Source organism: Pseudomonas sp. Sample_16 (assembly GCF_004307665.1).
In the GTDB taxonomy this organism is placed as follows: Bacteria; Pseudomonadota; Gammaproteobacteria; order Pseudomonadales; family Pseudomonadaceae; genus Aquipseudomonas.
Map to the genome: position 1 here is coordinate 89,973 of NZ_RCOB01000068.1, position 26,860 is coordinate 116,832.

The following is a 26,860-nucleotide window of genomic DNA, read 5'->3' on the forward strand; positions in this document are numbered from 1 at the left end:
AACCATACAACGGCAAAGCTTCAATCCATTGGCTTATCGACCGTCTGGCGGGCAGTAAAAAAAGGGGCATTGCCAAGACCGTTTCACTGTATATAATCCCAGTCACTGTATAAAAAGACAGAGCGATCAATATGCTAAAGCTGACGCCACGCCAAGCCGAGATTCTGGCCTTCATCAAACGCTGCCTTGAAGACAACGGCTACCCGCCAACCCGCGCGGAAATCGCTCAGGAGCTGGGTTTCAAATCGCCCAACGCGGCGGAAGAACACCTCAAGGCGCTGGCTCGCAAAGGCGCTATCGAGATGACCCCCGGTGCTTCCCGCGGCATTCGCATTCCCGGTTTCGAAGCCAAGGCCGACGATTCTACCCTGCCAATCATTGGCCGGGTTGCAGCCGGAGCGCCAATCCTTGCCCAACAGCACGTCGAAGAATCCTGCAACATCAACCCGGCGTTCTTCCACCCCCGGGCTGATTATCTGCTGCGGGTTCATGGCATGAGCATGAAAGACGTCGGCATTTTCGACGGTGACTTGCTGGCGGTGCATACCACTCGCGAAGCCCGCAACGGCCAGATCGTGGTTGCGCGGATCGGTGACGAAGTGACCGTCAAACGCTTCAAGCGCGATGGCAGCAAGGTCTGGCTGATTGCAGAAAACCCGGAATTTGCGCCTATCGAAGTGAACCTTAAAGATCAGGAACTGGTGATCGAAGGCTTGAGTGTTGGCGTCATTCGCCGCTAAAGGAGGCTTTATGCAGTTCCCACACACACCACAGCAAGCCCAACTGCCTCTGCTGTTCGAAGCGTTCATGGCGCCGCCGCTGGAGCCAATACTGAAAGAAGTGGTCGAGTCGCCGTGGAGCACCGACCCTGAAGTCTTCAGTGAATTGTCTCTGCGTGGTGCTGCCGGGAACTGCCTGAACCTTCTGGCGCCGATTCTCAGGGAGTTGAGCGAGGAACAGGATGCCCGCTGGCTCACACTGATTGCTCCGCCTGCCAGCCTGACCCAGGCCTGGTTACGGGATGCCGGACTTAATCGCGAACGCATTCTGCTGTTGCAACCACGTGGCACACAGAGCGCCCAGCAACTGACCTGCGAGGCCCTTCGCCTTGGTCGCAGTCATACGGTTGTCAGTTGGTTGAACCCACTGAGTACAGCGTCACGACATCAGTTGATCAGCGCTGCTCGAACCGGGGATGCGCAAAGTTTGAATATTCGATTGGGTTAACTGGAAAGTGGCGCCCACTCGGGCCGCGCCGGGCTTCTCCAAGGACAGAGAAGCCGATATGAATCGAAATGTGAAAAACCGACAGACGGGATCAATGAAGGACCCGCGAACCCTCTTCCTTGTCGAATTCACCTTCCACCAGGCGTCCAGCCATCTGCACGCCAACACTCAACATCGCCTTGGCAACTTCTACATGCTGGCCTTGCAGGAACGCCTTGGCATCCTCGGAGAAATCCAAAGTAACCAGAGAACCCTCGTCCTCAGCCCTTCGCAGCTCGATACGGCCGTCTGGTAACTCAACAATTTCTAGAAAGGACGTTGGCATAAAGGTTTGTTCTCCACGAAAGGCGGGGATTATATAGGCATCGGCCATGCTTCGCTCGGGATCTTGACCAGATGCCATCCCGAAACTGTTTCTGTCAGCACTCGTTCAGGCCTTCACGAAAGCGGATCGCCAACCCCTTCAGATTCTGACGCCAGCTCTCCAACTCCTCACGACTCAGCTCTTGAGGCGCTTGCTCTTCATCGAGATTTACCGCCAGGATCAAAGGCTGAGTCACGTCGCCTTTAGGCTTGTGCGGTGCACGCGGGGGTTGAAACAGCGCCGCGTGGGCCGCCAGCAGCTTGGCCAACCAGGTTTCCGGGTTGTTGGCCAGTTCAACCATCTCGGCCATTTCCGGGATGGCAATGCTGTCCAGCACTTCGCGAGTCAGCAACGACTCGGCCCGGGAAGCATTGGCTTGAGGCAAGCGATAGAACCCGGCAATCTCATGGCACAACCCCAACAGCGCCCCATACAAGTGAAACAGCGCCGATTCGCGTCCGGCCTGAATCAGCGCCAGGGAGTTCATCGCTCGTCCCTCTTCTGCCTTGGCGAGAGCTTCCAGCGACAGGCCGGCGAAGTAAATTTTCTGGTTGGTACGGGTATAGAGTTCGTGGGCCATGACGGCAGCCTCCACAACGAAATAATTGCTTGATGCAGGTCGGACAGTGTCGTGGATCACTCGATCCGACCGCAAGCACAAAACAAAAAGGCCGCATGAAAACCCTAGGTTTGTCATGCGGCCTTTTCAGTACCCGACGATTTACGCCTTCGCAGTCGGACGCTTGTCTTCGACTTTCCACTTGCCGCCGTCGTAGAACGCTTTCCAGCCCGTCGGTTTGCCGTCGACTTCGGTCTGGACGTATTGCTCCTTGGTCTTGCGGCTGTAGCGGATTACCGCTGGCAGACCGTCCGGGTCTTTCTTCGGTGCTTCGCACAGGAAGTGGTACTTCGGATCGATCTCATCCTTGTGCGGGATAATTTCCATGACCAGAGGAGCACGGGTCTCGCGGTTTTTCGGGAACTGACTGGCCGCCAGGAACAACCCGGAAGCACCGTCGCGCAGGATGTAGGTGTCGTTGACCTTTTCGCATTTCAGCTCAGGCATCTTCACCGGATCCATCTTCGGCGGCGCCGCATCACCACTCTTCAGCAGTTTGCGAGTGTTCTTGCAGGTCGGATTGGTGCAACCGAAGAACTTGCCGAAACGGCCGGTCTTGAGTTGCATCTCACTGCCGCATTTATCGCATTCCAGGCTCGGACCTTCGTAGCCCTTGATGCGATAGGTGCCCTCTTCGATTTCGTAACCATCGCAATCCGGGTTGTTACCGCAGATGTGCAACTTGCGCTTTTCATCGAGCAGGTAGGCATCCATCGCAGTGCTGCAGATCGGGCAGCGATGCTTGCCGCGCAGGACCAGCGATTCCGACTCACCCTCGTCGTCCGCAGCGATTTCGTCGCCCGGCACCAGGTTGACGGTGGCCTTGCAGCGCTCTTTCGGCGGCAGGCTGTAGCCCGAGCAACCGAGGAATACACCGGTCGACGCGGTACGAATCTGCATCGGACGGCCGCAGGTGGTGCACGGAATGTCAGTCATCACCGGCTGGTTGGCACGCATGCCGCTTTCCGGACTTTCAGCCACTTCGAGTTTTTTCTTGAAGTCACCGTAGAACTCGTCGAGCACGTTTTTCCAGTCGCGTTCGCCCTGGGCCACGTCATCGAGATGCTCTTCCATGCCGGCGGTGAAGCCGTAGTCCATCAGGTTGGAGAAGCTCTCGGCCAGACGCTCGGTGACGATGTCACCCATCTTTTCCGAGTAGAAGCGACGGTTGTGCAGCGCCACGTAGCCGCGGTCCTGGATGGTCGAAATGATCGCAGCGTAGGTCGAAGGACGACCGATGCCGCGTTTTTCCATTTCTTTAACCAGGCTGGCTTCCGAGTAACGCGCCGGTGGCTTGGTGAAGTGCTGGGTCGGATCAAGCTTGATCAGCTTCATCGCATCACCCTGGGCCATGTCCGGCAGCACATCGTCATCACCTGGCTTGGCGATTTGTGGCATGACGCGGGTGTAACCGTCGAACTTGAGAATACGGCCCTTGGCGCGCAATTCGAAATCGCCAGCCCCGACAGTCACGGTGGTGGACAGGTACTGCGCCGGGAGCATCTGGCAAGCGAGGAACTGGCGCCAGATCAGCTCGTAGAGACGCTCAGCGTCACGCTCCATGCCCGACAGCTTGCTTGGCTCGGTATTGGCGTCAGATGGACGAATCGCTTCGTGAGCCTCTTGTGCGCCTTCCTTGCTGCTGTAGACGTTCGGAGTTTCCGGCAGATACTTCTTGCCGAACTCACCTTCAATGTAGGTCCGCGCCATCGCCACGGCATCGGTCGACAGGTTGGTGGAGTCGGTACGCATGTAAGTGATGTAGCCGGCTTCGTACAGACGCTGGGCCATCATCATGGTTTTCTTCACGCCGAAGCCCAGCCGGTTGCTTGCGGCCTGCTGCAGGGTGGACGTGATGAACGGTGCCGACGGCTTGCTGCTGGTCGGCTTGTCTTCGCGCTTGACGATGCTGTAGCTGGACGCCTTGAGCTTCTCCAGCGCGGCCATGGCCTGGGCTTCGTTGAGCGGCTTGAAGGCTTCGCCCTTTTCGCGAGCGACGTCGAAACGCACAGTGGCGCCTTTGGCGGTGCCGAGGTCGGCGTGAACTTCCCAGTACTCTTCCGGGATGAACGCACGGATCTCGCGCTCACGCTCAACCACCAGTTTCACCGCAACCGATTGCACACGACCGGCCGACAGACCACGGGCGATCTTGGCCCACAGCAGCGGCGAAACCATGTAACCCACGACGCGATCGAGGAAACGACGCGCCTGCTGGGCGTTGACACGGTCGATGTCGAGTTCACCCGGCTGGGAGAAAGCTTCCTGAATCGCCTTCTTGGTGATTTCGTTGAACACCACACGCTTGTAGCGGCTGTCGTCACCACCGATGGCTTCGCGCAGGTGCCAGGCAATGGCTTCCCCCTCGCGATCCAAGTCGGTTGCGAGATAGATGGTGTCAGCATCCTTGGCGAGCCTGCGCAGCTCTTCGATGACCTTTTCCTTGCCCGGAAGGATCTCGTACTTGGCTTTCCAGCCATGCTCGGGATCGACCCCCATGCGGGCAACCAGCTGCTTGCGCGCCTTTTCTTTGGGCGACAAGGCCGGCGCTTCGCCTGCAGCAGCCTTGCCGCGCTTGGCGGCGGGCTCTTTGCTGGCGCTAGCCGAACCGCTGGTGGGCAGGTCTCGGATATGGCCGATACTCGACTTCACCACGTATTCGTTGCCCAAATACTTGTTGATGGTCTTGGCCTTAGCCGGGGATTCCACAATGACCAGCGATTTGCCCATGGATCAGAAAATTCCTGAATTCGAGAAGTGAAAGGCGGTTGGCGCCTGACGCGGCACCGCTATATATAGTGGCAACAAGGTGAGGTCAAGCGCAGGGTTTTGCGCGCACTCAGCTTATGGCTTGGTAAAAAGGCTTTCTTCGGCCTGCACCAAAGCAAAGCGTGGCACCTGTTCGCCGTCAACCTCGACGGACTCCAGGAACATGCTCAAGGGACGCACCCAAAAGCCGTAATCGCCATACAGGGCTTGGTAGAAGACCACTTCTTCTTCGGTTTCCGAATGCCGCGCAACACTGAAAACGCGGTACTGCGGACCTTTGTAATGTTGGTAGAGCCCTGGTTGTATCGGCATGCTTTGGCCCTCACTCAAATTTTTTCAAAATAAAAACAAAATAAATCCGGAAAAACAAAAACCGGGGCACTTGGCCCCGGCTTCCATCAACGAGACGCTTAAACGCGTTCGAAGACGGTGGAGATGCCTTGGCCGAGACCAATGCACATGGTGGCGACCCCGAGGTTGCCGCCATTTTGCTTCATCACGTTGAGCAAAGTGCCGGAGATACGCGCACCGGAGCAACCAAACGGGTGACCCAGGGCGATCGCGCCGCCGTGCAGGTTAACCTTCTCGTTCATCTTGTCGAGCACTTTCAGATCTTTCAACACTGGCAAGGCCTGTGCGGCGAAAGCTTCGTTGAGCTCGAAGAAGTCGATATCGTTGATGCCAAGGCCCGCGCGCTTCAGTGCTTTCTGTGTGGCCGGTACTGGACCATAGCCCATGATCGCCGGGTCCACACCTGCCACTGCCATCGAACGAATCACAGCCAAAGGCTGAATGCCCAGGTCCTGAGCACGTTGCGCCGACATCACGATCATGCACGAGGCACCGTCGGTGATCTGCGACGAAGTACCGGCTGTCACGGTGCCGCCCTTCGGATTGAACGCTGGCTTGAGAGCCGCCAGGCTTTCCAGGGTGGTTTCCGGACGAATGGTTTCGTCGTAGTCGAAGGTTTTCAGGAAACCGTTCTCGTCGTAGCCCTGCATCGGGATGATTTCGTCTTTGAACTTGCCTTCCACGGTCGCCTTATGGGCGAGTTGGTGGGAGCGCACGCCGAAAGCGTCCTGTTGCTCGCGAGTGATGCCGTGCATTTTGCCCAGCATTTCAGCGGTCAGGCCCATCATGCCCGAGGCTTTCGCCGCGTACAGCGACATGTGCGGGTTCGGATCGACACCGTGCATCATGCTCACGTGGCCCATGTGCTCGACGCCGCCGACGACGAACACGTCACCATTGCCGGTCATGATCGCTTGCGCGGCGGTGTGCAGCGCGCTCATCGACGAACCACACAGACGGCTGACCGTCTGGCCGGCCGACGTGTGCGGGATCTGGGTCATCAGCGACGCCATGCGCGCGATGTTCCAGCCCTGCTCCAGCGTCTGGTTCACACAGCCCCAGATCACGTCTTCGACTTCGCTCGGGTCAACCTTGACGTTACGTTCCAGCAGTTTGCTGATCAGGTGCGCCGACATGTCTTCGGCGCGGGTGTTACGGTGCATGCCGCCCTTGGAGCGGCCCATCGGAGTACGACCGAAGTCGACAATCACGACGTCTCTAGGATTCAAGCTCATAAGTTCACTCTCACTCTAGTTGGGGGCGCTTAACCGAAGAAGCTCTGGCCGTTTTTGGCCATTTCGCGCAGCTTCGCGGTCGGGTGGTACAGCGCGCCCAAATCAGCGTACTGGTCAGCCAGGGCTACGAACTGTGCAACACCGATCGAGTCGATGTAGCGCAATGCACCGCCACGGAATGGAGGGAAACCAATACCGTAGACCAGACCCATGTCGGCTTCGGCGGCGGTTTCGACAATGCCGTCTTCCAGGCAACGCACGGTTTCCAGGCACAACGGGATCATCATCCAGTTGATGATGTCTTCGTCAGTGACTTCACGCTGTTCGAAAACGATTGGCTTGAGCACTTCCAGCACCGACGGGTCGGCCACCTTCTTCTGCTTGCCCTTCTTGTCGGTCTCGTAGGCGTAGAAGCCCTTGCCGTTCTTCTGGCCCAGGCGCTTGGCTTCGTAGAGCACGTCAACGGCCGAGCGACGGTCGTCTTTCATGCGGTCCGGGAAGCCTTCAGCCATGACGTCGCGACCGTGGTGGCCAGTGTCGATGCCAACCACGTCCATCAGGTACGCCGGGCCCATTGGCCAACCGAATTTTTCCATGACTTTGTCGATACGCACGAAGTCCACACCAGCGCTGACCAGCTTGGCGAAACCGCCGAAGTACGGGAACAGTACACGGTTGACCAGGAAGCCCGGGCAGTCATTGACGACGATCGGGTTCTTGCCCATTTTCTTGGCGTAGGCAACGGTGGTGGCAACAGCCAGCTCGCTGGACTTCTCGCCACGGATCACTTCAACCAGCGGCATCATGTGCACCGGGTTGAAGAAGTGCATGCCGACGAAGTTTTCCGGGCGCTTGAGGGCTTTGGCCAGCAAGGTGATGGAAATGGTCGACGTGTTCGAGGCGAGGATGGTGTCCTCTTTGACCTTGTCTTCAACTTCCGCCAGAACGGCTTGCTTGACTTTAGGGTTCTCGACAACCGCTTCCACCACCAGATCCACGTGACCGAAGTCGCCGTAAGACAGGGTTGGACGGATGCCGTTGAGCACTTCAGCCATTTTCGCAGCGGTCATGCGGCCTTTATCAACACGGCCAACCAGCAGCTTGGCGGCTTCGGCCAGACCTTGCTCGATCCCGGCTTCGTTGATGTCTTTCATCAGGATCGGCGTGCCTTTGGACGCCGATTGATAGGCGATACCGCCACCCATGATGCCGGCGCCCAGAACGGCGGCCTGCTTCACGTCCTTGGCGATTTCGTCGTAGGCCTTGGCCTTTTTCTTCAGTTCCTGATCGTTCAGGAACAGACCGATCAAGCTCTGCGCGGCAGAGGTCTTGGCCAGTTTGACGAAACCAGCAGCCTCGACTTCCAGCGCCTTTTCGCGACCGAAGTTCGCGGCTTTCTGGATAGTCTTGATCGCCTCAACCGGCGCCGGGTAGTTCGGGCCGGCTTGACCTGCCACGAAACCTTTGGCGGTTTCGAAAGCCATCATTTGTTCAATGGCGTTCAGCTTGAGCTTTTCAAGCTTCGGCTGGCGCTTGGCCTTGTAGTCGAACTCGCCGGAAATGGCGCGCTTGATCATTTCAAGTGCGGCTTCCTGCAGCTTCTCAGGGGCAACTACTGCGTCCACTGCGCCGACTTTGAGCGCGTCTTCCGGACGGTTTTCCTTGCCAGCGGCAATCCACTCGATGGCGTTGTCGGCACCGATCAGGCGCGGCAGACGCACAGTGCCGCCGAAGCCCGGGTAGATGCCCAGCTTGACTTCCGGCAGACCGATCTTGGCCTTGGTGGACATGACGCGGTAATCCGCCGCCAGGCACATTTCCAGACCACCACCCAATGCGATGCCGTTGATGGCAACCACTGTCGGGACGTTGAGGTCTTCGAAATCGCTGAAAATCTTGTTGGCTTCGAGGTTGCCTGCAACAAGCTCTGCATCCGGCAGCTTGAAGTTGTCGACAAATTCGGTGATGTCGGCGCCGACGATGAAAACGTCCTTGCCACTGCTGACGATCACACCCTTGATCGAAGCATCTGCCTTGATGGTGTCTACGGCCTGACGGAGTTCGTTCAGGGTTAGACGGTTGAACTTGTTGACGGACTCACCCTTGAGGTCGAATTTCAATTCGACGATGCCACTTTCAAGAGCCTTAACCGTGATGGCTTTACCTTCGTAAATCATCAACTGATCTCCACGATATGGAAGCTGAACAGTACACGTCGGACGCAGGCGAATGGCTCGGCAGGGACGTTAAACGTCGATGCTACGCCCATTCCCCCGGCACACCCGCCAACGCGATAGTCGGGATTCTGTAGGAGCGATCTGAAATACAAACGCTCAATTCATACGCCCGTTTGATTTGGGTACGCCACCTTCACGGAATTTCCGACAATTGTCAATCGCCCAAAATGCGGGTTGAAACTCGACTTTGCGGTCATTTCTGTAAGACGAAGCTCTCTAACACGCGGGTGCATGTGCTGCCATTCATAGGATCAATCATTAGAAAAGTCGCCCTAATTCGCCGCAGCCTGTGTTTAACAAGCTACGCTGGCGGGACTCGATAGAAAATTTTTGAACGCTGCGGTGAATACCCAGCGTAAGATCTGCGCAAACCAAATTACCGGCCTGCCTGGCCACCCCCGCCCGATGATGTTGTCGGGCTTTTTATTGCCTCATCGCTCCTGCGGGGGCCTGGGGTCAGGCGAGCGCCTTGAGGGTCGCATCGATTTGTTGCAAAACTTCGGTTTCGCCCTTTTCTCCCCAATACAAAGTGATCATTTGTTTGTCGGCTTCGATCTTGAAAACGTTGCCTGGCAACTTTTCGAAATGAATCAGCAACGCAGGATCTTCACAGAGCTCCTGCCACTGGTTCACCCACACCCCCGGCGTTTTCTGCCAATAACTCCAGCAGGCTGGCTGACTGCCGCGCCGCGGTCGATGGTACTGGGCACAGGGGTTCGGCGGTTCCTGAGCGAGCCAGTGCGGCCACTCCTGGGGCGCCAGTTGCATGGCCAGGCCAATGCGCCGCGCCTCCATGCGCAGGGCCATCCGACCGCTCTGATGACGTGATGGTCGCAACCATGCCAGAGGGCTGAGTACCACCAGCAGGATTGACACCACTATCCAGACCGTCATATCTGTACTCCCGATTTTGAATGAGCGCATTGAGCCACTTTGGAACCACTGCGCTTGAAACCAGCCATACTTACCAATATTGCATCCCTCAGGAGGAGCACCTCATGCCCTACAACCATATTCTGGTCGCTGTAGATCTAACCGAAGAGTGCGACCCTGTAATCCACCGCGCTCGCGAGCTGTCGGTGAGCAACGGTGCGAAGCTGTCCCTGGTGCATATCGTCGAACCGATGGCCATGGCCTTCGGCGGCGATGTGCCGATGGACCTGTCACAACTGCAACAACAGCAGTTCGATCAGGCCAAGGAACGTCTGGAGCGGCTGATCGTCAAGTATCCGGAGCTTTCCCGGGAGTACAGCCATCTGACCTACGGCCAGCCACGCCAGGAAATTCACCATCTGGCCAAGGAACAAGGATGCGACATGATCGTGGTGGGCAGCCATGGCCGACATGGCCTTGCATTGCTGCTGGGGTCCACTGCCAATGACGTGCTCCACGGCGCGCCTTGCGATGTGCTTGCGGTACGCCTGCAAAGCAAATCCTGATAGCTCGCTCAGACAGGAAACTGATTCAATTCAATGGCATATGAAAAGCCCGACACTCGCGTTACCGAGGTCGGGCTTTTTTATTACACGATCAATCAGGCATCCAGTTCGGCCCAGCGCTCGACCATCACGTCGAGCTCAGCCTGCAACTGCGCCAACTGAGCGATCACCGCCGCGGTTTCAGCCGCCGGCCGCAGATAGAACCCGGCATCCGCCATCTGGGCTTCAACAGCAGCAATCTGCTGCTCCATGGCATCGATCTGGCCCGGCAACGCTTCCAACTCGCGCTGCAACTTGTAGCTGAGTTTTTTCTTCGCTGGTGCTTCGACCGCTGCCACCACTGGCGCGGGCTCAGCCTTGACCACCGCGGAGTTCAAGTCGGCCTTGCCAGACTTGCTCTCGGTCACGCCCAGCAGGCGCGGCGAGCCGCCCTGACGCAGCCAGTCCTGGTAACCACCGACGTACTCGCGAACCTTGCCTTCGCCCTCGAAGACCAGGGTGCTGGTGACTACGTTGTCGAGGAATGCCCGGTCGTGGCTGACCATCAGCACGGTGCCATTGAAGGTCAGCAAGACCTCTTCCAGCAGTTCAAGGGTTTCGACGTCGAGGTCGTTGGTCGGTTCGTCGAGTACCAGCAGGTTCGCCGGTTTGCTGAACAGCTTGGCCAGCAACAGACGGGCACGCTCGCCACCGGACAGCGCCTTGACCGGCGTGCGGGCACGCTGCGGGCTGAACAGGAAGTCGCCGAGATAGCTCAGCACGTGACGACTCTGGCCGTCGATATCGATGAAATCGCGACCTTCGGCGACGTTATCGATCACGGTCTTTTCCAGATCCAGCTGGTGGCGCAACTGGTCGAAGTAGGCGACGTCGATCTTCGTGCCCTCTTCCACTTTGCCACTGGTAGGTTGCAGACCGCTGAGCATCAGCTTGAGCAGCGTGGTCTTGCCGGTACCGTTGGCGCCGAGCAGGCCGATACGGTCGCCGCGCTGCAACACCATGGAGAAATCCTTGATCAGGAACGGCCCGCCCGGATGAGCAAAGCTCACGTTCTCGAGCACCATCACCTGCTTGCCGGATTTGTCGGCGATTTCCAGCTGGATATTGGCCTTACCGGTGCGCTCGCGACGTTCGCTGCGCTCGACGCGCAACGCTTTCAAGGCACGCACGCGGCCCTCGTTACGGGTCCGGCGAGCCTTGATGCCTTGGCGGATCCACACCTCTTCCTGAGCCAGGCGTTTGTCGAACAGCGCATTGGCAGTGGCCTCGGCGGCTAGCTCGGCTTCTTTATGCACGAGGAAACTGGCGTAGTCGCCGTTCCAGTCGATCAGGCCGCCACGATCCAGTTCGAGGATGCGGGTTGCCAGGTTCTGTAGGAAAGAACGGTCGTGCGTGATGAACAGCACGGCGCCCTGGAAATCCTTCAGCGCCTCTTCGAGCCAGGCGATCGCACCGATGTCCAGGTGGTTGGTTGGCTCATCGAGCAGCAGCAGATCCGGTTCGGAAACCAGGGCCTGGGCCAGCAGGACGCGGCGGCGCCAACCACCGGACAACTCGGCCAGCGTCTTGTCTGCCGGTAGCTGCAGGCGGCTCAGCGTGCTGTCGACCAGCGTCTGCAAACGCCAGCCATCGCGGGCTTCGAGGTCGTGCTGGACGTGCATCAGCTTGTCCAGGTCGGCATCGGTGACGATGTTCTGGCTCAGGTGGTGATACTCGGCCAGCAAGGCACCGACACCGTCCAGGCCTTCGGCTACCACATCGAACACGGTCCGCTCGTCGGCTACTGGCAATTCTTGCGGCAATTCACCAATCTTGAGGCCGGGTGCGCGCCAAACCGAGCCATCATCGGGCTTCTGGTCGCCCTTGACGAGCTTCATCATGCTGGACTTGCCAGTGCCGTTGCGGCCGATGATGCACACCCGCTCTCCACGGGCGATCTGCCAGGACACCTTGTCCAACAACGGCATAGCGCCGAAAGCAAGGGACACATCGCTGAATTTGAGCAGGGTCATGAGCTTCTCCAAAAACCGGGCGCGCATTCTACCTGAATCGAGGCTTCAGAAGGCCGGCAATTTCACTGTCGAAGCACTCTGCACAACAAATGTTGCGAACTGATGCAGACAGGTCCGCAAAGCTTTCACCCGCTGCTGGCAAAAGGCTAAGCTACGGATAATTCAGTGCGGGCATCGCCAGCACTCTTGTCATGGTTTATCTGTCCGGACGTCTCATGCGCAGTCGCCTTTTCAATTTTTTGTCGTGTTTTTTACTGTCTGCCGCTGCCGTTCAATCCGCCCAGGCCGTAGACCTCTCCACCCAACGCCAGTATTACGATGAAGCCAAACGCGCCCTGGCCAAGGGCGATAGCGGCCCGTATTTCCGTTACAGCCAGGCCTTGGCCGATTATCCGCTGGAACCCTATCTCGCCTACGATGAGCTGACCGCACGTCTGAAAACCGCGAGCAACGCCGAGATCGAAAAATTTCTCGCCGAGCATGGCGACCTGCCGCAGGCCAACTGGATGAAACTGCGCTGGTTGCGCTGGCTGGCCGAACGGGGTGATTGGGCGACTTTCATCAAGTATTACGACCCCAAGCTCAACTTCACTGAGTTGGACTGCCTGAATGCGCAGTATCAGATCAGCCACAACCTCAAGTCCGAGGGTTACGCCAACGCCAACAAGCTGTGGCTGTCCGGGAAATCGCAACCGGCGGCGTGTGATGCGCTGTTCGGCATGTGGGCCGCCGACGGCCAGTTAACCGAACAGAAACGTTGGGAACGCACCAAGCTCGCCGCTCAGGCGCGCAACTATCCACTGGCCACCAGCCTGGTGAACGGCCTCACCACCCTCGCCCCTCGCGGCCGCTTGCTGATCGATGTGGCGCAAAACCCGGAATTGTTGAATCAGCCCTCACGCTTCACGCCAGCTGACGAACCGATGTCCGACGTGGTCAGCCTCGGCCTGCGCCGTCTCGCCCGCCAGGACCCGGACAGGGCCATGAACCTGCTCGACGGGTATGCCAGCAGCATGCATTTCTCCCGGGATGAAAAAGTCGCGATCGCCCGGGAAATCGGATTGACCCTCGCCAAACGCTTCGACAGCCGCGCGCTGGACATGATGACCAGGTACGACCCGGAACTGCGCGACAACACCGTGTCCGAATGGCGTATGCGCCTGTTATTGCGCCTGGCTCGCTGGGACGACGCTTATCAGTTGACCCGCCGCCTGCCCCAGGACCTCGCCACCACTAACCGCTGGCGTTACTGGCAGGCCCGTAGCCTGGAGCTGGCACAACCGCAAAGCCCAGAACCGCAAAACCTCTACAAAAATCTTGCTCGCGAACGTGACTTCTACGGATTTCTCGCGGCAGATCGTTCGCAATCCGCCTATTCGTTGAACAACAAACCGCTGGTGATGAGCCAGGCGCTGATCAACAAGGTTCGCAACACCCCCGGTATACGCCGGGCTCTGGAATTTCATGCTCGCGGGCAAATTGTCGACGGTCGTCGTGAGTGGTACCACGTCAGTCGCCACTTCAACCGCGACGAAATGGTTGCCCAGGCCAAGCTGGCCTACGACCTCAAATGGTATTTCCCGGCCATTCGCACGATCAGCCAAGCGCAGTATTGGGACGATCTGGATATACGATTCCCGATGGCCCACCGCAACACGCTGGTACGTGAAGCGAAGAATCGCGGCTTACATCCAAGCTGGGCATTCGCCATCACCCGTCAGGAAAGTGCCTTCATGGAAGACGCCCGTTCCGGCGTCGGCGCGTCGGGCCTGATGCAGTTGATGCCCGCCACGGCCAAGGAAACCGCACGCAAGTTCAGCATTCCGTACGCGTCGCCGCAGCAGCTGTTCGACCCGGACAAGAATATTCAGCTCGGTGCCGCCTACCTGAGCCAGGTGCACAGCCAGTTCAACGGCAACCGCGTCCTCGCCTCCGCCGCCTATAACGCCGGCCCCGGGCGTGTTCGTCAGTGGCTGCGCGGTGCCGACCACCTGAGCTTCGACGTGTGGGTGGAAAGCATTCCGTTCGACGAAACCCGCCAGTACGTGCAAAACGTGTTGTCGTACTCGGTGATCTACGGCCAGAAACTCAACTCGCCACAGCCGATCGTGGATTGGCATGAGCGTTATTTCGACGATCAGTAATAGCCCTGTTGGAGCTGGCGAGGCTGCGATCTTTTGATCCGTGCTTCTCCTTTGGACACAAAAATGCCCGCATCGATTGATGCGGGCATTTTTGTTAAATCAAGATCAAAAGATCGCAGCCTTGCTTCACTCGACGGCTCTTACCGGGGGAAGTTCGAGTTCTGCCTGGCCATCACTGAACTGCAACGCCGCCAACCGCGCATACAGCGCATTGCTGGCAATGAGTTCTTGATGCGTGCCCACCGCCACCACTTTCCCTTGGTCCATCACGGCGATACGGTCGGCGTTTTTTACCGTGGCCAGCCGATGGGCGATGACCAGGGTCGTGCGGTTTTTCATCAGGCTCGGCAGGGCTTGCTGGATCAGATGCTCGCTTTGCGCATCGAGGGCGCTGGTGGCTTCGTCAAGCAAGAGGATCGGCGCGTCCACCAGCAGCGCCCGGGCGATCGCCAGACGCTGGCGTTGGCCACCGGACAAGCCGAGGCCGCCATCGCCCAGATGCGTCTGGTAACCGTTGGGCATGGCTTCGATAAAGTCGTGGGCGTAGGCGATTTTTGCCGCCTCCTGGACCTCGGCGAGCGTCGCCGTCGGATTGCCGTAGCGGATGTTCTCTTCGATGCTGCCGAAAAACAGTGCTGGGGACTGCGAGACCAGGGCGAAACAACGACGCAAATCCAAAGGATCGAGCCGGGTCAATTCAGTGCCATCAAGCAGGATGCGTCCCTCGGAGGGGTCGTAGAAGCGCAGCAGCAAGTCATACACGGTCGACTTGCCTGCCCCCGAAGGCCCGACCAATGCCAGGGTTTCGCCCGAGCGGATGCTCAGGCTCAAGCCATCGACCGCATAGCTTTCGGGACGCGACGGGTAGGAAAAACGCACATCCTCAAGCAGCAGCTCGCCCTTCACCCGCGCAGGCAAGGCCACCAGACCAGTCGTCGGTGGCCGGATGATATTTTCCGAGCGCAACAATTCGGCGATCCGCTCCGCTGCGCCGGCCGCACGTTGCAATTCGCCAATCACTTCGCTCAAGGTGCCGAATGCACTGCCAACGATCAGGCTGTAAAAAACGAACGCCGCCAGCTCCCCCGCTGAAATGCGCCCGGCAATCACGTCCATGCCGCCGACCCAGAGCATGACCCCGACTGCACCCAGAACCAGGACGATGACCAGGGTAATCAGCCAGGCCCGCTGAAAGATGCGTCTGCGCGCGGTGTTGAATGCGTCTTCAACGGTTACGGCAAACCGCTGCTGGTCCTGGGCCTGGTGGTTGTAGGCCTGCACGGTTTTGATCTGGCTGAGGGTCTCGGAGACATAACTGCCGATATCGGCGATGCGGTCCTGGCTCAAGCGCGACAGGTTGCGCACGCGTCGGCCAAAAATCAGGATCGGCGCAATCACCAATGGCAAGGCGACGACAACGATGCTGGTGAGTTTGGGATTGGTAATGAACAGCAGGACGATCCCGCCGATGACCATCAACAGGTTCCGCAGGAACATCGACAGCGAAGAGCCGATCACCGATTGCAGCAGTGTGGTATCGGCAGTCAGTCGCGATTGAATTTCCGAGCTGCGGTTGTTTTCATAAAACCCTGGATGCAGATAGATCAAATGGTTGAAAACCTGCCGGCGAATATCGGCGACACAGCGCTCGCCGATCCACGACACCAGATAAAACCGGGCGAAGGTGCCGACCGCCAGCCCCAATACCAGCAGCATGAACACGCCGATGGACTGGTTGAGCAAATGCGGTGACTGGGTCATGAAGCCCTGATCCACCAGCATGCGTATGCCCTGCCCCATGGACAGGGTAATGCCCGCCGTGACGACCAACGCCAGCAAGGCACCCAATGCATGCCAGCGATAGGGCGCGATGAAACGGCTGGCCAGACGAATGGCACGGCGGTGGCGAACAGTGAGCATCGGCATCATCCAGGCGAGAGCAACTGAGAAAAGCAACTTACACCGATCAATGGGGTGGAACTTGGTAAATCACAATGAGTCAGGTTAATTATGTCCATCAAGACTAGGGGCTAGACGCTATCGGTCTAAAGTTCGGGTGGCAACACCACGATATTTCTGGTGGACTGATATTGCCGTCCGGGAGTGATCGCAGGGAGATGTCACAGCCTGGTCACCTGGCGGTTTTAGAGTGGGTACACAACCTGATGAGGAGACAGGCCATGTCCTTGCAAAACAGCAGCGATGACAAGATTCAAGTGATCCGCACGCAGCCAGACCAGTCTCTGGGTTGCTCGATTATCGATGAACAGGGCCGCGAAGTACCGATCACTGAAGACATGATCCAGAAAGCTTGCCGCGATCTGGACAAGCGATTGGTCAAGCCTGCCGAAAAAAAGTGATATAGCCACCGTCTTCTTGACCCGGCCCTGGTTGGCCGGGTTTTTTATGCCTGCCTGTTGTGGCAGCTCTACAGCGATGATCTTTAAATAATTGTCGCGCCCAACGCCGCCACAATCTGCCGCAGTACCGGTGCATCCCCTTCGATCCGCACCTGCAAGCCATCGATCTCACGACGCGACGGATAATTCTTGCGTAACACATCGAATGCCGCACGCTGCTCGCTCACGCTGCCTACAAGGCTGCGGCGAAAATCCGCATCGTCGCGGCGCGGGTCGTACACGCCACGGCACAACATCGCCAATGCCCAGGCCGGATCGCTTTGCGCGTTCAAGGTCACTTGCGACAACCACGGCGCCGGCAACAAATCACTCAAGCGGACCTGGGCGGGTTGCCCGAGGAAATCGCAGTACGCCTGGTAGATTTGCGCGGTACCGCGCTGCTTGCCATCAAGGCTATAGCCGGCAATGTGCGGCGTTGCCAGAACGCAAAGCTCGGCCAGCGCCACATCGACTTCCGGCTCCCCTTCCCAGACATCCAGCACCGCCTGCAGGTCTTCGCGCTCCAGCAACACATCGCGCAAGGCAGCATTGTTGACCACCGGACCACGACTGGCATTGATCAGCCAGGCACCGGGCTTGAGCTGGTTCAAGCGTTTTTTATCAAACAGATGCCAGGTCGACTGCGGGCCTTGCTTGGTTAGCGGTGTGTGCAGGCTGATCACGTCGCACTGCGCGATGATGTCCTCGACACTGACGTAATCACCACCTTCAACAGCTTGACGTGGCGGGTCGCAGACCAGCACCTTCCAGCCCAGCCCCTGCAGGACCTTGACCAATCGCCCGCCCACTTCGCCGGCCCCGACTACGCCGTAGGTGCGCTGCGTCAGATCGACGCCTTCGATTTCGGCCAGGGTCAACAAGCTGCCGAGCACATAGTCGACCACGCCCCGGGCGTTGCAACCCGGCGCACTGGACCAGGTGATACCGGCCTGCCGGAAGTAATCGAGGTCCAGGTGATCGGTGCCGATGGTGCAGGTGCCGACAAAGCGCACTTTGCTGCCGTCGAGCAACGCGCGGTTGACGTTGGTCACTGAGCGCACCAGCAGCACGTCGGCCTGTTCGACGGTGGCGCGGTCAATGGATCGACCCGGCACCCGGCGGATTTCACCGAAACCTTCGAAGAAGGCATCGAGCAGGGGGATGTTTTCGTCGGCAACAATCAGCATGGCAGGCTCCTTTGGCGGATCGGCAGTGTAGGCGTAGATGGCACATCGCGCCTAGCACGCTGCTGGCAAGTGTTTACAAATCCCTAACACTGGTCTTTTCCTGACCGCTGCGTCAACGCGTAGAATGCGCGCCTGTGCATCAAAACCCTTTTGGACGCTTCGCTATTGAACCCTGTCATTGAAAACACCGTCGCCGCGGCTCCTGCGCGGACGACTCCCGTACGCATGGAGCTCAAAGGCTTGCTCAGCCTGGCTATGCCGATCATGGTCGCGCAATTGGCCACCACCGCCATGGGCTTTGTCGATGCGGTGATGGCCGGCCGCGTCAGCCCGCGGGATCTGGCCTCGGTGGCGCTGGGCAACTCGATCTGGATTCCGGTCTACCTGCTGATGTCCGGCGTTCTGTTGGCCACCACTCCCAAGGTCGCGCAACGTTTTGGCGCCGGGCAGTTTGACCAGATTGGTCCTCTGGTACGCCAGGCATTGTGGCTCGCACTGTGTGTCGGGTTGATCGGCAGTGGTCTGTTGCTCGCGGCCGAGCCGATCCTGCACTGGATGAAAGTCGATGCACAGTTGATCGAACCCAGCATGGGTTACCTGCATGGCATCGCTTTCGGCTTGCCGGGCATGGCCTTTTATTATGTGCTGCGCTGCTACAGCGACGGCATGGGCCGGACTCGTCCGAGCATGGTCATTGGCTTGTGCGGCCTGTTACTGAATATCCCGCTGAACTATGCGCTGATCTACGGCCATTTCGGCGCCCCGGCCCTGGGTGGCGTCGGTTGCGGCTGGGCCAGCGGCATCGTGATGTGGTTCATGGCGCTGAGCATGGCCGGCTGGACTTTCTGGGCGCCGTTCTATGCGCGTACTCGCGTATTGGTGCGCTTCGATCGCCCGCAATGGGCGGTGATCAAGCGCCTGGTCGGCATTGGCCTGCCAATCGGTATCGCAGTCTTCGCCGAGTCGAGCATCTTCGCGGTCATCGCCCTGTTGATCGGTAGCCTCGGCTCCACCGTCGTGGCCGGCCACCAGATCGCCCTGAACATCAGCTCGCTACTGTTCATGATTCCTTACTCGCTGGGCATGGCAGTAACCGTGCGGGTCGGCCAGGCATTGGGCGCAGGCAACCCGTGGCAGGCGCGGTTCGCGGCGAAAGTCGGGCTCGGTGCAGCGCTGGTGTTCGCTGCATTTTCGGCGACACTGATCCTCTGCCTGCGCGAACCTATCGCTTCGATCTACACGCCCGACAAGGCAGTGATCCAGATTGCGTCGATGCTGATCGTCTACGCCGCGCTGTATCAGTTCTCGGATGCCATTCAGGTGATCTGCGCCGGAGCGCTGCGTGGCTACCAGGACACGCGGGTGACGATGATCCTGACGTTGTTCGCCTATTGGGGCATCGGGCTGCCGGTTGGGTATGTGCTGGGGCTGACCGATTGGCTCGGCCCGGCCAGCGGCCCGAGCGGGCTGTGGGAAGGCCTGATCGCCGGTTTGAGTTGTGCGGCATTGATGCTGTCGATACGGCTGACCCGCAGTGCGCGCAAACGCATTCGCCTCAGCCGCTCGGTGGGCTGATTACCCAAAAAAAGACCTGCTTTTGCAGGTCTTTTTTTGTCCGTCAAACGGACTTTTTGCGAATCCAGTACAGGTAAGTCCCTGCATCTTCATGTTGGCCCACCAGTTCGTGGTCGAGAAACACGCAGAACTTGGGAATATCGCGACGAGTCGACGGATCGGTGGCGATCACCTTGAGCAAACCGCCGGGGACCAGGTCACGGATGTGCTGGTGCAGCATCATCACCGGTTCCGGACAGTTGAGGCCGGTGGCGTCGAGGGTGCCGTCAACCGGCGTATCAAGCATTTCACTCATGATCAACTCCTGAAACTTGCCGGCATTGTCGCCCATTGCCGGGTTTGTGGCGAGGGAGCTTGCTCCCGCTCGGCGGCGAAGCCGTCGCAAAACCTGTGTATGAGGTGTACCTGATATCGTGAGGCCACTGAACTCAGGGCCGCTTCGCAGCCCAGCGGGAGCAAGCTCCCTCGCCACAAAGCCATCGGCGTAAATCAGCGGGACTTGGGTTTCTTCACGTCGATCCGACGCAAATGACAGGTCACTTCTTCACGGTCGTGGTACAGCTGCTTGCAGCCGATCTCGACCTTGATGCCCCGGGCCTTGAAGCCATCGGCAATCCGCTCCAGCAGGCGCTTCACCTCGGCATAGCGCTGTTTCATCGGCAGCTTGAGGTTGACCACTGCTTCGCGGCAATGCCCCTCGCCGATCCACTCCTCGAGCATCGCGGCGTTGCGCGCCGGTTTCTCGACGATGTCGCAGACCATCCAGTCCACCGGTTGCTTGGGCTTGAAGGTGAAACCGTCGGCCATCAAGTGCTGCACCAGGCCGGTGTCCATCAGGCTTTCGGCCATCGGCCCGTTGTCAATCGCGGTCACCAGCATGCCGCGGTTGACCAGTTGCCAGGTCCAGCCACCCGGTGCGGCACCGAGGTCGACGCCAGTCATGTCACTGTGCAAGCGTTCGTCCCACTGATCACGCGGGATAAAGTGGTGCCAGGCCTCCTCCAGCTTCAAGGTCGAACGGCTCGGCGCCTCGCGAGGGAACTTCAGACGCGGAATGCCCATCGGCCACATCGCCGAATTATTCGACTCGGCCAGGCCGACGAACACTTCACGCCCGCTCTTGAACGTCAGTAGCAGGCGCGGTTTATTGGCATCATCTACCAGTTTGCCAGCCGCCATCAGCGATTTGCGCAAATGCACTTCGAACTTTTTGCAGAAGTTCGACAGTTCCTTGCCATCGTTGGTATCGACCATTTCCAGCCAAAGGCTGCCGCACACGGGAAAATCCGCCATGTGTGCGAGGATTACGCTGATGCGGTCGGTTTCCGGCAGATCAATGAAAATACCCCGTGCCCATTGGCGCGGGAAGATCAGTCGTTCAAAACGCTGACCACGCATCAGGCGCTCGGCGCCGTCTTCTTCGGTGCAGACAAATTCGGCGCAGGCGCTGGCGGCCTTGGCCTTGGCATAACCGGCCACGTTCAGTTGTGCGGCAAGGTCGGAAATCTCCGAACAGACTTCGCCTTCGAAGCCCGGCCGGCAATGCATGAATAGGGTGTTCATTCTTACTCCTGGGCAGATGGCGAGACATTCAACCACTGCGCGATGCCCAGGCTTGCTCTGCAGCAAAGCCTGTCACGAAAACCGGCGCATGATAGCCGAGATCGGAACCTGGGGTCTGTCCATAGAGTCCAGTTATTAGCCAGCTACTTGAAACAGGGCTAGGTTTAATGCTCTGCCCGTCCCCTCAGTCTGCAGCCGTGCGGACTTAAAGGAGTGATCGTAATGCCGTCCCTCGATAGCCTGAAGACTTTGAAAACCCTGCAAGTCGACGACAAGACCTACCACTATTTCAGCCTGCCCGATGCCGCCAAAAGCCTGGGTGATCTGGACAAGCTGCCCATGTCGTTGAAAGTGCTGCTGGAAAACCTGCTGCGCTGGGAAGATGAAAAAACCGTAACCGGCGCCGATCTCAAGGCGATTGCCGCCTGGCTCAAGGAGCGCCGTTCCGACCGCGAAATCCAGTACCGCCCGGCGCGCGTGCTGATGCAAGACTTCACCGGTGTACCTGCGGTGGTCGACCTGGCCGCCATGCGCGCGGCGATGGCCAAGGCCGGTGGCGATCCGCAGCGGATCAACCCGCTCTCCCCCGTCGACCTGGTGATCGACCATTCGGTGATGGTCGACAAATTCGCCACCAGCAGCGCTTTCGAACAGAACGTCGATATCGAAATGCAACGCAACGGCGAGCGCTACGCGTTCCTGCGCTGGGGCCAAAGCGCCTTTGATAACTTTAGCGTGGTGCCGCCGGGCACCGGCATTTGTCACCAGGTCAACCTGGAATACCTGGGCCGCACCGTCTGGACCAAAGACGAGGACGGCCGCACGTACGCCTTCCCGGATACGCTGGTGGGCACCGACTCCCACACCACCATGATCAACGGCCTCGGCGTCCTCGGCTGGGGGGTAGGCGGCATTGAAGCGGAAGCGGCGATGCTCGGGCAACCGGTGTCGATGCTGATCCCGGAAGTGATTGGCTTCAAACTCACCGGCAAACTCAAGGAAGGCATCACCGCCACTGACCTGGTGCTGACCGTGACCCAGATGCTGCGCAAGAAAGGCGTTGTGGGGAAATTCGTCGAGTTCTACGGTGACGGACTCGCCGACCTGCCGCTGGCCGACCGCGCGACCATTGCCAACATGGCCCCGGAGTACGGCGCCACTTGCGGCTTCTTCCCGGTGGACGACGTGACGCTGGAATACCTGCGCCTGTCCGGGCGCCCGATTGAGACCGTAAAACTGGTCGAGGCCTACAGCAAGGCGCAAGGGTTGTGGCGCCTGCCGGGCAAGGAACCGGTGTTCACTGACAGCCTGGCGCTGGACATGGCCAGTGTCGAAGCCAGCCTCGCCGGACCAAAACGCCCACAAGACCGGGTTTCACTGCCGAATGTCGCGCAAGCGTTCAGCGACTTCCTCGGCCTGCAAATAAAACCTACCAGCAAGGAAGAAGGTCGCCTGGAAAGCGAGGGCGGCGGCGGTGTGGCGGTGGGTAACGCCGATCTGGCCGGTGAAGTGGACTACGACTTTGAAGGGCAAACGGTGCGGCTGAAAAACGGCGCGGTGGTGATTGCCGCGATCACCTCCTGCACCAACACCTCCAACCCGAGCGTGATGATGGCTGCCGGTCTGGTGGCGAAGAAAGCCGTGGAAAAAGGCCTACGCCGCAAGCCCTGGGTGAAAAGCTCCCTTGCCCCCGGCTCGAAAGTGGTCACCGACTATTACAAGGCTGCCGGCCTGACGCAGTACCTCGATGAACTGGGTTTCGCTCTGGTGGGGTATGGCTGCACCACTTGCATCGGCAACTCTGGCCCGTTGCCGGAACCGATCGAAAAAGCCATCCAGAAAGCTGACCTGACCGTAGCCTCGGTGCTGTCGGGCAACCGTAACTTCGAAGGCCGGGTCCATCCGCTGGTGAAAACCAACTGGCTGGCCTCGCCGCCACTGGTGGTCGCTTATGCACTGGCCGGCACCGTGCGCATCGACCTCAGCCGCGAACCCTTGGGCGAAGACCAGAGCGGCAATCTGGTTTATCTGCGGGACATTTGGCCAAGTACACAGGAAATCGCCGACGCGGTGGAGCAGGTCAACACCGCCATGTTCCACAAGGAGTACGCCGAAGTCTTTGCTGGCGATGAACAGTGGCAAGCCATTGAAGTGCCGCAAGCGGCGACCTACGTCTGGCAGGACGATTCGACTTATATCCAGCACCCGCCGTTCTTCGATGACATCGGCGGACCGCCGCCAGTGGTGAAGGACGTCAACGGCGCGCGCGTGCTTGCGCTGCTCGGCGACTCGGTGACCACCGACCACATTTCCCCGGCCGGCAACATCAAGGCTGACAGCCCGGCGGGCCGCTACCTGCGCGAAAAAGGCGTGGAGCCACGGGACTTCAACTCCTACGGTTCGCGCCGCGGCAATCATGAAGTGATGATGCGCGGCACCTTCGCCAACATCCGTATTCGCAATGAAATGCTGGGTGGTGAAGAAGGTGGCAACACCCTCTACATCCCCACCGCAGAGAAGTTGGCGATCTACGATGCGGCCATGCGTTATCAAGCCGCGGGGACGCCGCTGGTGGTGATCGCAGGGCAAGAATATGGCACCGGCTCGAGCCGTGACTGGGCGGCCAAGGGCACCAATCTGCTGGGCGTCAAAGCGGTCATCGCCGAGAGTTTCGAACGGATTCACCGCTCCAATCTGGTGGGCATGGGGGTGTTGCCGCTGCAGTTCAAGCTCGATCAAAACCGCAAGAGCCTGAATCTGCGAGGCACTGAAACCCTGGATATTCTCGGCCTGAGCGATGTTGAGCTGACGCCGAGAATGAACCTGACCCTGGTGATCAACCGTGAAAACGGCACCAGTGAAAGGATCGAGGTACTGTGCCGGATCGATACGCTTAATGAAGTGGAGTACTTCAAGTCGGGAGGAATTCTGCATTACGTGTTGCGGCAGTTGATTGCGTCGTAGCCCCTGCGCTGACAGCAACACCGCCTTGATGGCGGTGTTTCTGTTTGGGTTATTAAAATCAATGGGCTAGCGAGCCTGCTCGCGATGACGGTGTACCATTCGCCGCTGATCTTGAACGACACTCCGCTACGTGAGCAGGCTCGCTTCCACAGGGGGCGGGTTCAGGCCCCCTTAAATTTCAGATAAAAGGATTTTCAATGTCCGCCCTGCCATGGACTTTTCTGGCCCTGCTCTCCCTCGGCTATGGCATGGCCCTGGCCTATGGCCGTCTCGGCTGGCTTGTCGGGATTTCCGTCGGCTTGTTACTGATCGCCGGTTTCGCCGTTCGTCAAACGAAGCTGCCGTTCGGCCGCTATCTCGGCCACGGTCTGTTCATCTTCCTGGCGCTGGCATTGGCGATGCACTGGTTGCCGGGCTTCCATAACGGTCGGGTGATCGACCCGCAGCGTTTCACCGACGATGCCGTGCGGTTTTCCATGTACCTGAATCTGGATAAACCCCTGATCGGTTTCTGGCTATTGCTGGTCTGTCCGTGGATTGTCGGTCGGCGTTCACTGCGGCTATTCCTGTATGCCACGCCAGTCGCGCTGGCCCTGAGTGCCGTGCTTGCACTGGGCGGCGCACTGTTGCTGGGCGTCATTGCCTGGGCGCCGAAATGGCCAGACGCTGCCTGGCTATGGTTGCTCAACAATCTGCTGCTGGTGACGCTGGTCGAGGAAGCGCTGTTCCGCGGCTATATCCAGGGCGGCTTGAGCCGATATTTCAAGAACCTGGCTCAGGGGGAAAACCTCGCCCTGTTGCTCGCCTCGCTGGTGTTTGGCTTGGCGCATGCGGGAGCCGGATGGCAATGGGTACTGTTGGCGAGCCTGGCCGGAATCGGCTACGGCCTGGCCTACCGCTTCGGCGGACTGGCCGCCGCCCTCGCCACGCATTTTGGTCTGAATGCCCTGCATTTCGGCTTGTTCACCTATCCGATGCTCGTCGGCTGACGCAAGGGTCATTTTGCGACGGACCGCTGATAATTGAAAAATAAGCTCAACCATTCGCTGGCGATGCCGATACAGCACTTGAAAGCCTTGCGGATTAAAAAAGCCATGCGTAACAACCAGCCAATTACACAACGCGAACGGACCTTCCCGGCCCAGCAACGGTTGATTTCCACCACCGATGCCAAAGGCATGATCACCTACTGCAACGACGACTTCGTCGAGATCAGCGGGTTTTCTCGTGAAGAACTGATCCGTGCGCCGCATAACCTGGTGCGTCACCCCGACGTCCCGGCCGCGGTGTTCTCGCACATGTGGGCGACACTGAAACAAGGCTTGCCATGGATGGGTATTGTCAAGAATCGCTGCAAGAGCGGTGATCACTATTGGGTCAACGCCTACGTGACACCGATCTTCGAAGGCAATCAGGTGATCGGTTACGAGTCGGTGCGGGTCAAGCCCACCGCCGAACAGATCCGCCGCGCCGAAGCGCTCTACCAACGCATCAACCAGGGCAAGTCGGCGATTCCTTCCAGCGATAAATGGTTGCCGGTTCTACAAGACTGGCTGCCGTTCATTCTGGTCAGCCAGTTGAGTTTCATGATTGGTGCCACCCTGACCTCGCAGTGGGGTTTCGCCCTCGCCGCCGCGCTCTCGGTGCCGTTGGGCCTGATGGGCCTGAGCTGGCAGCAGCGTGGCATCAAGCGTTTGTTGCGCCTGGCCGAGCAGACCACGTCCGACCCGTTGATCGCGCAGATGTACACCGACAGCCGCGGCGCCCAGGCGCGCCTTGAGATGTCGATCCTCAGCCAGGAAGCACGCCTGAAAACCTGCCTGACTCGCCTGCAGGACACGGCCGAACACCTGACCGATCAGGCCAGGCAGTCCGACGCCCTGGCCCACAGCAGCTCCACCGGCCTGGAACGTCAGCGCGTCGAAACCGAGCAAGTCGCCACCGCCGTCAATCAGATGGCCGCAACCACGCAGGAAGTCGCCAGCCATGTGCAGCGCACCGCCGATGCCACCCAGGAAGCCAATCGCCTGACCGGGCGCGGGCGCGACATCGCCGGGGAAACCCGCGAAGCCATTCAGCGCCTGTCGGTGGTGGTTGGGGAAACCGGCCTGACCGTGACCCAACTGGCCAAGGACAGCGACGAAATCGGTGGCGTGGTCGACGTGATCAAAGGGATCGCCGACCAGACCAACCTGCTGGCGCTGAACGCCGCCATCGAAGCGGCGCGGGCCGGCGAGATGGGTCGTGGTTTTGCAGTGGTCGCCGACGAAGTGCGTCAGTTGGCGCAACGTACCAGCGAATCCACCGGGCAGATTCATGCGCTGATCGCCAAGCTGCAGCAAACCGCAGGCACTGCCGTACAGACCATGGAAGCCGGGCATCGCCAGGCCGAAGAAGGCGTGGCGCGGGTGCTGGAAGCCGATCAGGCACTGGTGGGGATCAGCGAAGCGGTGGCCAACATCACCGACATGACCACCCAGATCGCCGCGGCCACGGAAGAGCAAAGCGCCGTGGCCGAGGAAATCAGCCGCAACATCAGCAACATCTCTGACCTGGCAGACCAGACCTCGGAACAGGCTCAGAACTCGGCGTTGCTGAGTGAAGAGCTGACCAAAACCGCGAATACGCAATACTCGTTGGTGGAGCGGTTCAATCGCTGATTGGTGTGCATTGATCGTTCCCCCGCTCTGCGTGGGAATGCAGCCGGGACGCTCTGCGTTCCAAAGCGTGACGCAGAGCGTCACAAGAGGCATTCCCACGCGGAGCGTGGGAACG

The 26,860-nt window shown here is 59.1% G+C and carries 21 protein-coding genes; 9 read left to right on the plus strand and 12 right to left on the minus strand.

Going from position 1 to position 26,860, the window contains the following annotated elements; genetic code table 11:
* Positions 1-131: 131 nt before the first annotated feature.
* Entirely contained in the window at positions 132-740 is a 609-nt protein-coding gene (gene lexA / locus D8U69_RS10260) for a transcriptional repressor LexA (protein WP_056857020.1), read from the plus strand.
* A 10-nt stretch (positions 741-750) separates the two neighbouring features.
* Entirely contained in the window at positions 751-1,227 is a 477-nt protein-coding gene (sulA, locus tag D8U69_RS10265; protein WP_130907246.1) for an SOS-induced cell division inhibitor SulA, read from the plus strand.
* 91 nt (positions 1,228-1,318) lie between these two features.
* Here sulA and D8U69_RS10270 read toward each other — a convergent pair whose 3' ends face one another.
* The 7 genes from D8U69_RS10270 to D8U69_RS10300 all read right to left on the minus strand — a co-directional run bounded on the left by D8U69_RS10270 (position 1,319) and on the right by D8U69_RS10300 (position 9,696).
* Entirely contained in the window at positions 1,319-1,552 is a 234-nt protein-coding gene (locus tag D8U69_RS10270; protein ID WP_046041430.1) for a hypothetical protein, read from the minus strand.
* A 94-nt stretch (positions 1,553-1,646) separates the two neighbouring features.
* On the minus strand, positions 1,647-2,171 hold the full coding sequence (locus D8U69_RS10275; protein ID WP_056857018.1) for a DUF6586 family protein: 525 nt from the start codon (positions 2,169-2,171) through the stop codon (positions 1,647-1,649).
* A 141-nt stretch (positions 2,172-2,312) separates the two neighbouring features.
* Positions 2,313-4,940 carry a type I DNA topoisomerase gene (topA, locus tag D8U69_RS10280; RefSeq protein WP_056857017.1) on the minus strand — a complete coding sequence of 876 codons (2,628 nt, stop codon included), beginning with the start codon at positions 4,938-4,940 and terminating at the stop codon, positions 2,313-2,315.
* Between the two features lie 114 nt (positions 4,941-5,054).
* Positions 5,055-5,291, minus strand: a complete 237-nt coding sequence (locus tag D8U69_RS10285) for a DUF1653 domain-containing protein (RefSeq protein WP_007986363.1) — start codon at positions 5,289-5,291, stop codon at positions 5,055-5,057.
* Between the two features lie 98 nt (positions 5,292-5,389).
* On the minus strand, positions 5,390-6,565 hold the full coding sequence (fadA, locus tag D8U69_RS10290; protein WP_056857016.1) for an acetyl-CoA C-acyltransferase FadA: 1,176 nt from the start codon (positions 6,563-6,565) through the stop codon (positions 5,390-5,392).
* A 29-nt stretch (positions 6,566-6,594) separates the two neighbouring features.
* On the minus strand, positions 6,595-8,742 hold the full coding sequence (gene fadB, locus D8U69_RS10295) for a fatty acid oxidation complex subunit alpha FadB (RefSeq protein WP_056857015.1): 2,148 nt from the start codon (positions 8,740-8,742) through the stop codon (positions 6,595-6,597).
* Positions 8,743-9,258: 516 nt separating this feature from the next.
* Positions 9,259-9,696: a hypothetical protein gene (locus D8U69_RS10300; protein WP_056857014.1), complete on the minus strand. Its 438-nt coding sequence runs from the start codon at positions 9,694-9,696 to the stop codon at positions 9,259-9,261.
* A gap of 104 nt (positions 9,697-9,800) precedes the next feature.
* Between D8U69_RS10300 and D8U69_RS10305 the strand changes: the two genes are divergently transcribed.
* A complete protein-coding gene (locus D8U69_RS10305) occupies positions 9,801-10,241 on the plus strand; it encodes a universal stress protein (RefSeq protein ID WP_056857013.1) in 441 nt (146 codons plus the stop codon).
* A 95-nt stretch (positions 10,242-10,336) separates the two neighbouring features.
* Here the strand turns inward: D8U69_RS10305 and D8U69_RS10310 are convergent, their stop codons facing one another.
* The gene (locus D8U69_RS10310; protein WP_130907247.1) at positions 10,337-12,253 is read right to left on the minus strand and encodes an ATP-binding cassette domain-containing protein; all 1,917 of its coding nucleotides are present in this window, start codon (positions 12,251-12,253) and stop codon (positions 10,337-10,339) included.
* Between the two features lie 215 nt (positions 12,254-12,468).
* Between D8U69_RS10310 and D8U69_RS10315 the strand changes: the two genes are divergently transcribed.
* Positions 12,469-14,397: a transglycosylase SLT domain-containing protein gene (locus D8U69_RS10315; RefSeq protein WP_056857101.1), complete on the plus strand. Its 1,929-nt coding sequence runs from the start codon at positions 12,469-12,471 to the stop codon at positions 14,395-14,397.
* A gap of 126 nt (positions 14,398-14,523) precedes the next feature.
* Here D8U69_RS10315 and D8U69_RS10320 read toward each other — a convergent pair whose 3' ends face one another.
* Positions 14,524-16,326: an ABC transporter transmembrane domain-containing protein gene (locus D8U69_RS10320; RefSeq protein ID WP_177434560.1), complete on the minus strand. Its 1,803-nt coding sequence runs from the start codon at positions 16,324-16,326 to the stop codon at positions 14,524-14,526.
* 251 nt (positions 16,327-16,577) lie between these two features.
* Between D8U69_RS10320 and D8U69_RS10325 the strand changes: the two genes are divergently transcribed.
* The gene (locus D8U69_RS10325; protein ID WP_056857010.1) at positions 16,578-16,757 is read left to right on the plus strand and encodes a PA1571 family protein; all 180 of its coding nucleotides are present in this window, start codon (positions 16,578-16,580) and stop codon (positions 16,755-16,757) included.
* Between the two features lie 83 nt (positions 16,758-16,840).
* Here the strand turns inward: D8U69_RS10325 and pdxB are convergent, their stop codons facing one another.
* Positions 16,841-17,983: a 4-phosphoerythronate dehydrogenase PdxB gene (pdxB, locus tag D8U69_RS10330; RefSeq protein ID WP_130907249.1), complete on the minus strand. Its 1,143-nt coding sequence runs from the start codon at positions 17,981-17,983 to the stop codon at positions 16,841-16,843.
* Positions 17,984-18,208: 225 nt separating this feature from the next.
* Between pdxB and D8U69_RS10335 the strand changes: the two genes are divergently transcribed.
* Positions 18,209-19,558, plus strand: a complete 1,350-nt coding sequence (locus tag D8U69_RS10335; RefSeq protein ID WP_130907252.1) for an MATE family efflux transporter — start codon at positions 18,209-18,211, stop codon at positions 19,556-19,558.
* Positions 19,559-19,601: 43 nt separating this feature from the next.
* Here the strand turns inward: D8U69_RS10335 and tusA are convergent, their stop codons facing one another.
* Positions 19,602-19,853 carry a sulfurtransferase TusA gene (tusA, locus tag D8U69_RS10340; protein WP_056857100.1) on the minus strand — a complete coding sequence of 84 codons (252 nt, stop codon included), beginning with the start codon at positions 19,851-19,853 and terminating at the stop codon, positions 19,602-19,604.
* Between the two features lie 194 nt (positions 19,854-20,047).
* Entirely contained in the window at positions 20,048-21,121 is a 1,074-nt protein-coding gene (gene rlmM, locus D8U69_RS10350) for a 23S rRNA (cytidine(2498)-2'-O)-methyltransferase RlmM (RefSeq protein ID WP_130907250.1), read from the minus strand.
* Between the two features lie 222 nt (positions 21,122-21,343).
* Here rlmM and acnA point away from each other — a divergent pair, with 222 nt between their 5' ends.
* The 3 genes from acnA (at position 21,344) to D8U69_RS10365 (ending at position 26,745) form a co-directional block, all read left to right on the plus strand.
* Entirely contained in the window at positions 21,344-24,085 is a 2,742-nt protein-coding gene (acnA, locus tag D8U69_RS10355) for an aconitate hydratase AcnA (protein ID WP_130903715.1), read from the plus strand.
* 197 nt (positions 24,086-24,282) lie between these two features.
* Entirely contained in the window at positions 24,283-25,074 is a 792-nt protein-coding gene (locus D8U69_RS10360) for a CPBP family intramembrane glutamic endopeptidase (protein WP_130907251.1), read from the plus strand.
* Between the two features lie 105 nt (positions 25,075-25,179).
* Complete coding sequence (locus D8U69_RS10365) at positions 25,180-26,745, plus strand: PAS domain-containing methyl-accepting chemotaxis protein (RefSeq protein WP_056857099.1); 1,566 nt, start codon at positions 25,180-25,182, stop codon at positions 26,743-26,745.
* Positions 26,746-26,860 lie beyond the last annotated feature (115 nt).

What these genes read in the sequence shown, in the direction of transcription:
- D8U69_RS10310 (WP_130907247.1), bottom strand. Translation starts at nt 12,253, where the DNA reads ATGACCCTGCTCAAATTCAGCGATGTGTCCCTTGCTTTCGGCGCTATG.
- D8U69_RS10305 (WP_056857013.1), top strand. Translation starts at nt 9,801, where the DNA reads ATGCCCTACAACCATATTCTGGTCGCTGTAGATCTAACCGAAGAGTGC.
- D8U69_RS10300 (WP_056857014.1), bottom strand. Translation starts at nt 9,696, where the DNA reads ATGACGGTCTGGATAGTGGTGTCAATCCTGCTGGTGGTACTCAGCCCT.
- fadA (WP_056857016.1), bottom strand. Translation starts at nt 6,565, where the DNA reads ATGAGCTTGAATCCTAGAGACGTCGTGATTGTCGACTTCGGTCGTACT.
- D8U69_RS10315 (WP_056857101.1), top strand. Translation starts at nt 12,469, where the DNA reads ATGCGCAGTCGCCTTTTCAATTTTTTGTCGTGTTTTTTACTGTCTGCC.
- fadB (WP_056857015.1), bottom strand. Translation starts at nt 8,742, where the DNA reads ATGATTTACGAAGGTAAAGCCATCACGGTTAAGGCTCTTGAAAGTGGC.
- rlmM (WP_130907250.1), bottom strand. Translation starts at nt 21,121, where the DNA reads ATGAACACCCTATTCATGCATTGCCGGCCGGGCTTCGAAGGCGAAGTC.
- D8U69_RS10365 (WP_056857099.1), top strand. Translation starts at nt 25,180, where the DNA reads ATGCGTAACAACCAGCCAATTACACAACGCGAACGGACCTTCCCGGCC.
- acnA (WP_130903715.1), top strand. Translation starts at nt 21,344, where the DNA reads ATGCCGTCCCTCGATAGCCTGAAGACTTTGAAAACCCTGCAAGTCGAC.
- lexA (WP_056857020.1), top strand. Translation starts at nt 132, where the DNA reads ATGCTAAAGCTGACGCCACGCCAAGCCGAGATTCTGGCCTTCATCAAA.
- sulA (WP_130907246.1), top strand. Translation starts at nt 751, where the DNA reads ATGCAGTTCCCACACACACCACAGCAAGCCCAACTGCCTCTGCTGTTC.
- D8U69_RS10285 (WP_007986363.1), bottom strand. Translation starts at nt 5,291, where the DNA reads ATGCCGATACAACCAGGGCTCTACCAACATTACAAAGGTCCGCAGTAC.
- topA (WP_056857017.1), bottom strand. Translation starts at nt 4,940, where the DNA reads ATGGGCAAATCGCTGGTCATTGTGGAATCCCCGGCTAAGGCCAAGACC.
- D8U69_RS10270 (WP_046041430.1), bottom strand. Translation starts at nt 1,552, where the DNA reads ATGCCAACGTCCTTTCTAGAAATTGTTGAGTTACCAGACGGCCGTATC.
- D8U69_RS10335 (WP_130907252.1), top strand. Translation starts at nt 18,209, where the DNA reads ATGGAGCTCAAAGGCTTGCTCAGCCTGGCTATGCCGATCATGGTCGCG.
- D8U69_RS10275 (WP_056857018.1), bottom strand. Translation starts at nt 2,171, where the DNA reads ATGGCCCACGAACTCTATACCCGTACCAACCAGAAAATTTACTTCGCC.
- pdxB (WP_130907249.1), bottom strand. Translation starts at nt 17,983, where the DNA reads ATGCTGATTGTTGCCGACGAAAACATCCCCCTGCTCGATGCCTTCTTC.
- D8U69_RS10325 (WP_056857010.1), top strand. Translation starts at nt 16,578, where the DNA reads ATGTCCTTGCAAAACAGCAGCGATGACAAGATTCAAGTGATCCGCACG.
- D8U69_RS10320 (WP_177434560.1), bottom strand. Translation starts at nt 16,326, where the DNA reads ATGATGCCGATGCTCACTGTTCGCCACCGCCGTGCCATTCGTCTGGCC.
- tusA (WP_056857100.1), bottom strand. Translation starts at nt 19,853, where the DNA reads ATGAGTGAAATGCTTGATACGCCGGTTGACGGCACCCTCGACGCCACC.
- D8U69_RS10360 (WP_130907251.1), top strand. Translation starts at nt 24,283, where the DNA reads ATGTCCGCCCTGCCATGGACTTTTCTGGCCCTGCTCTCCCTCGGCTAT.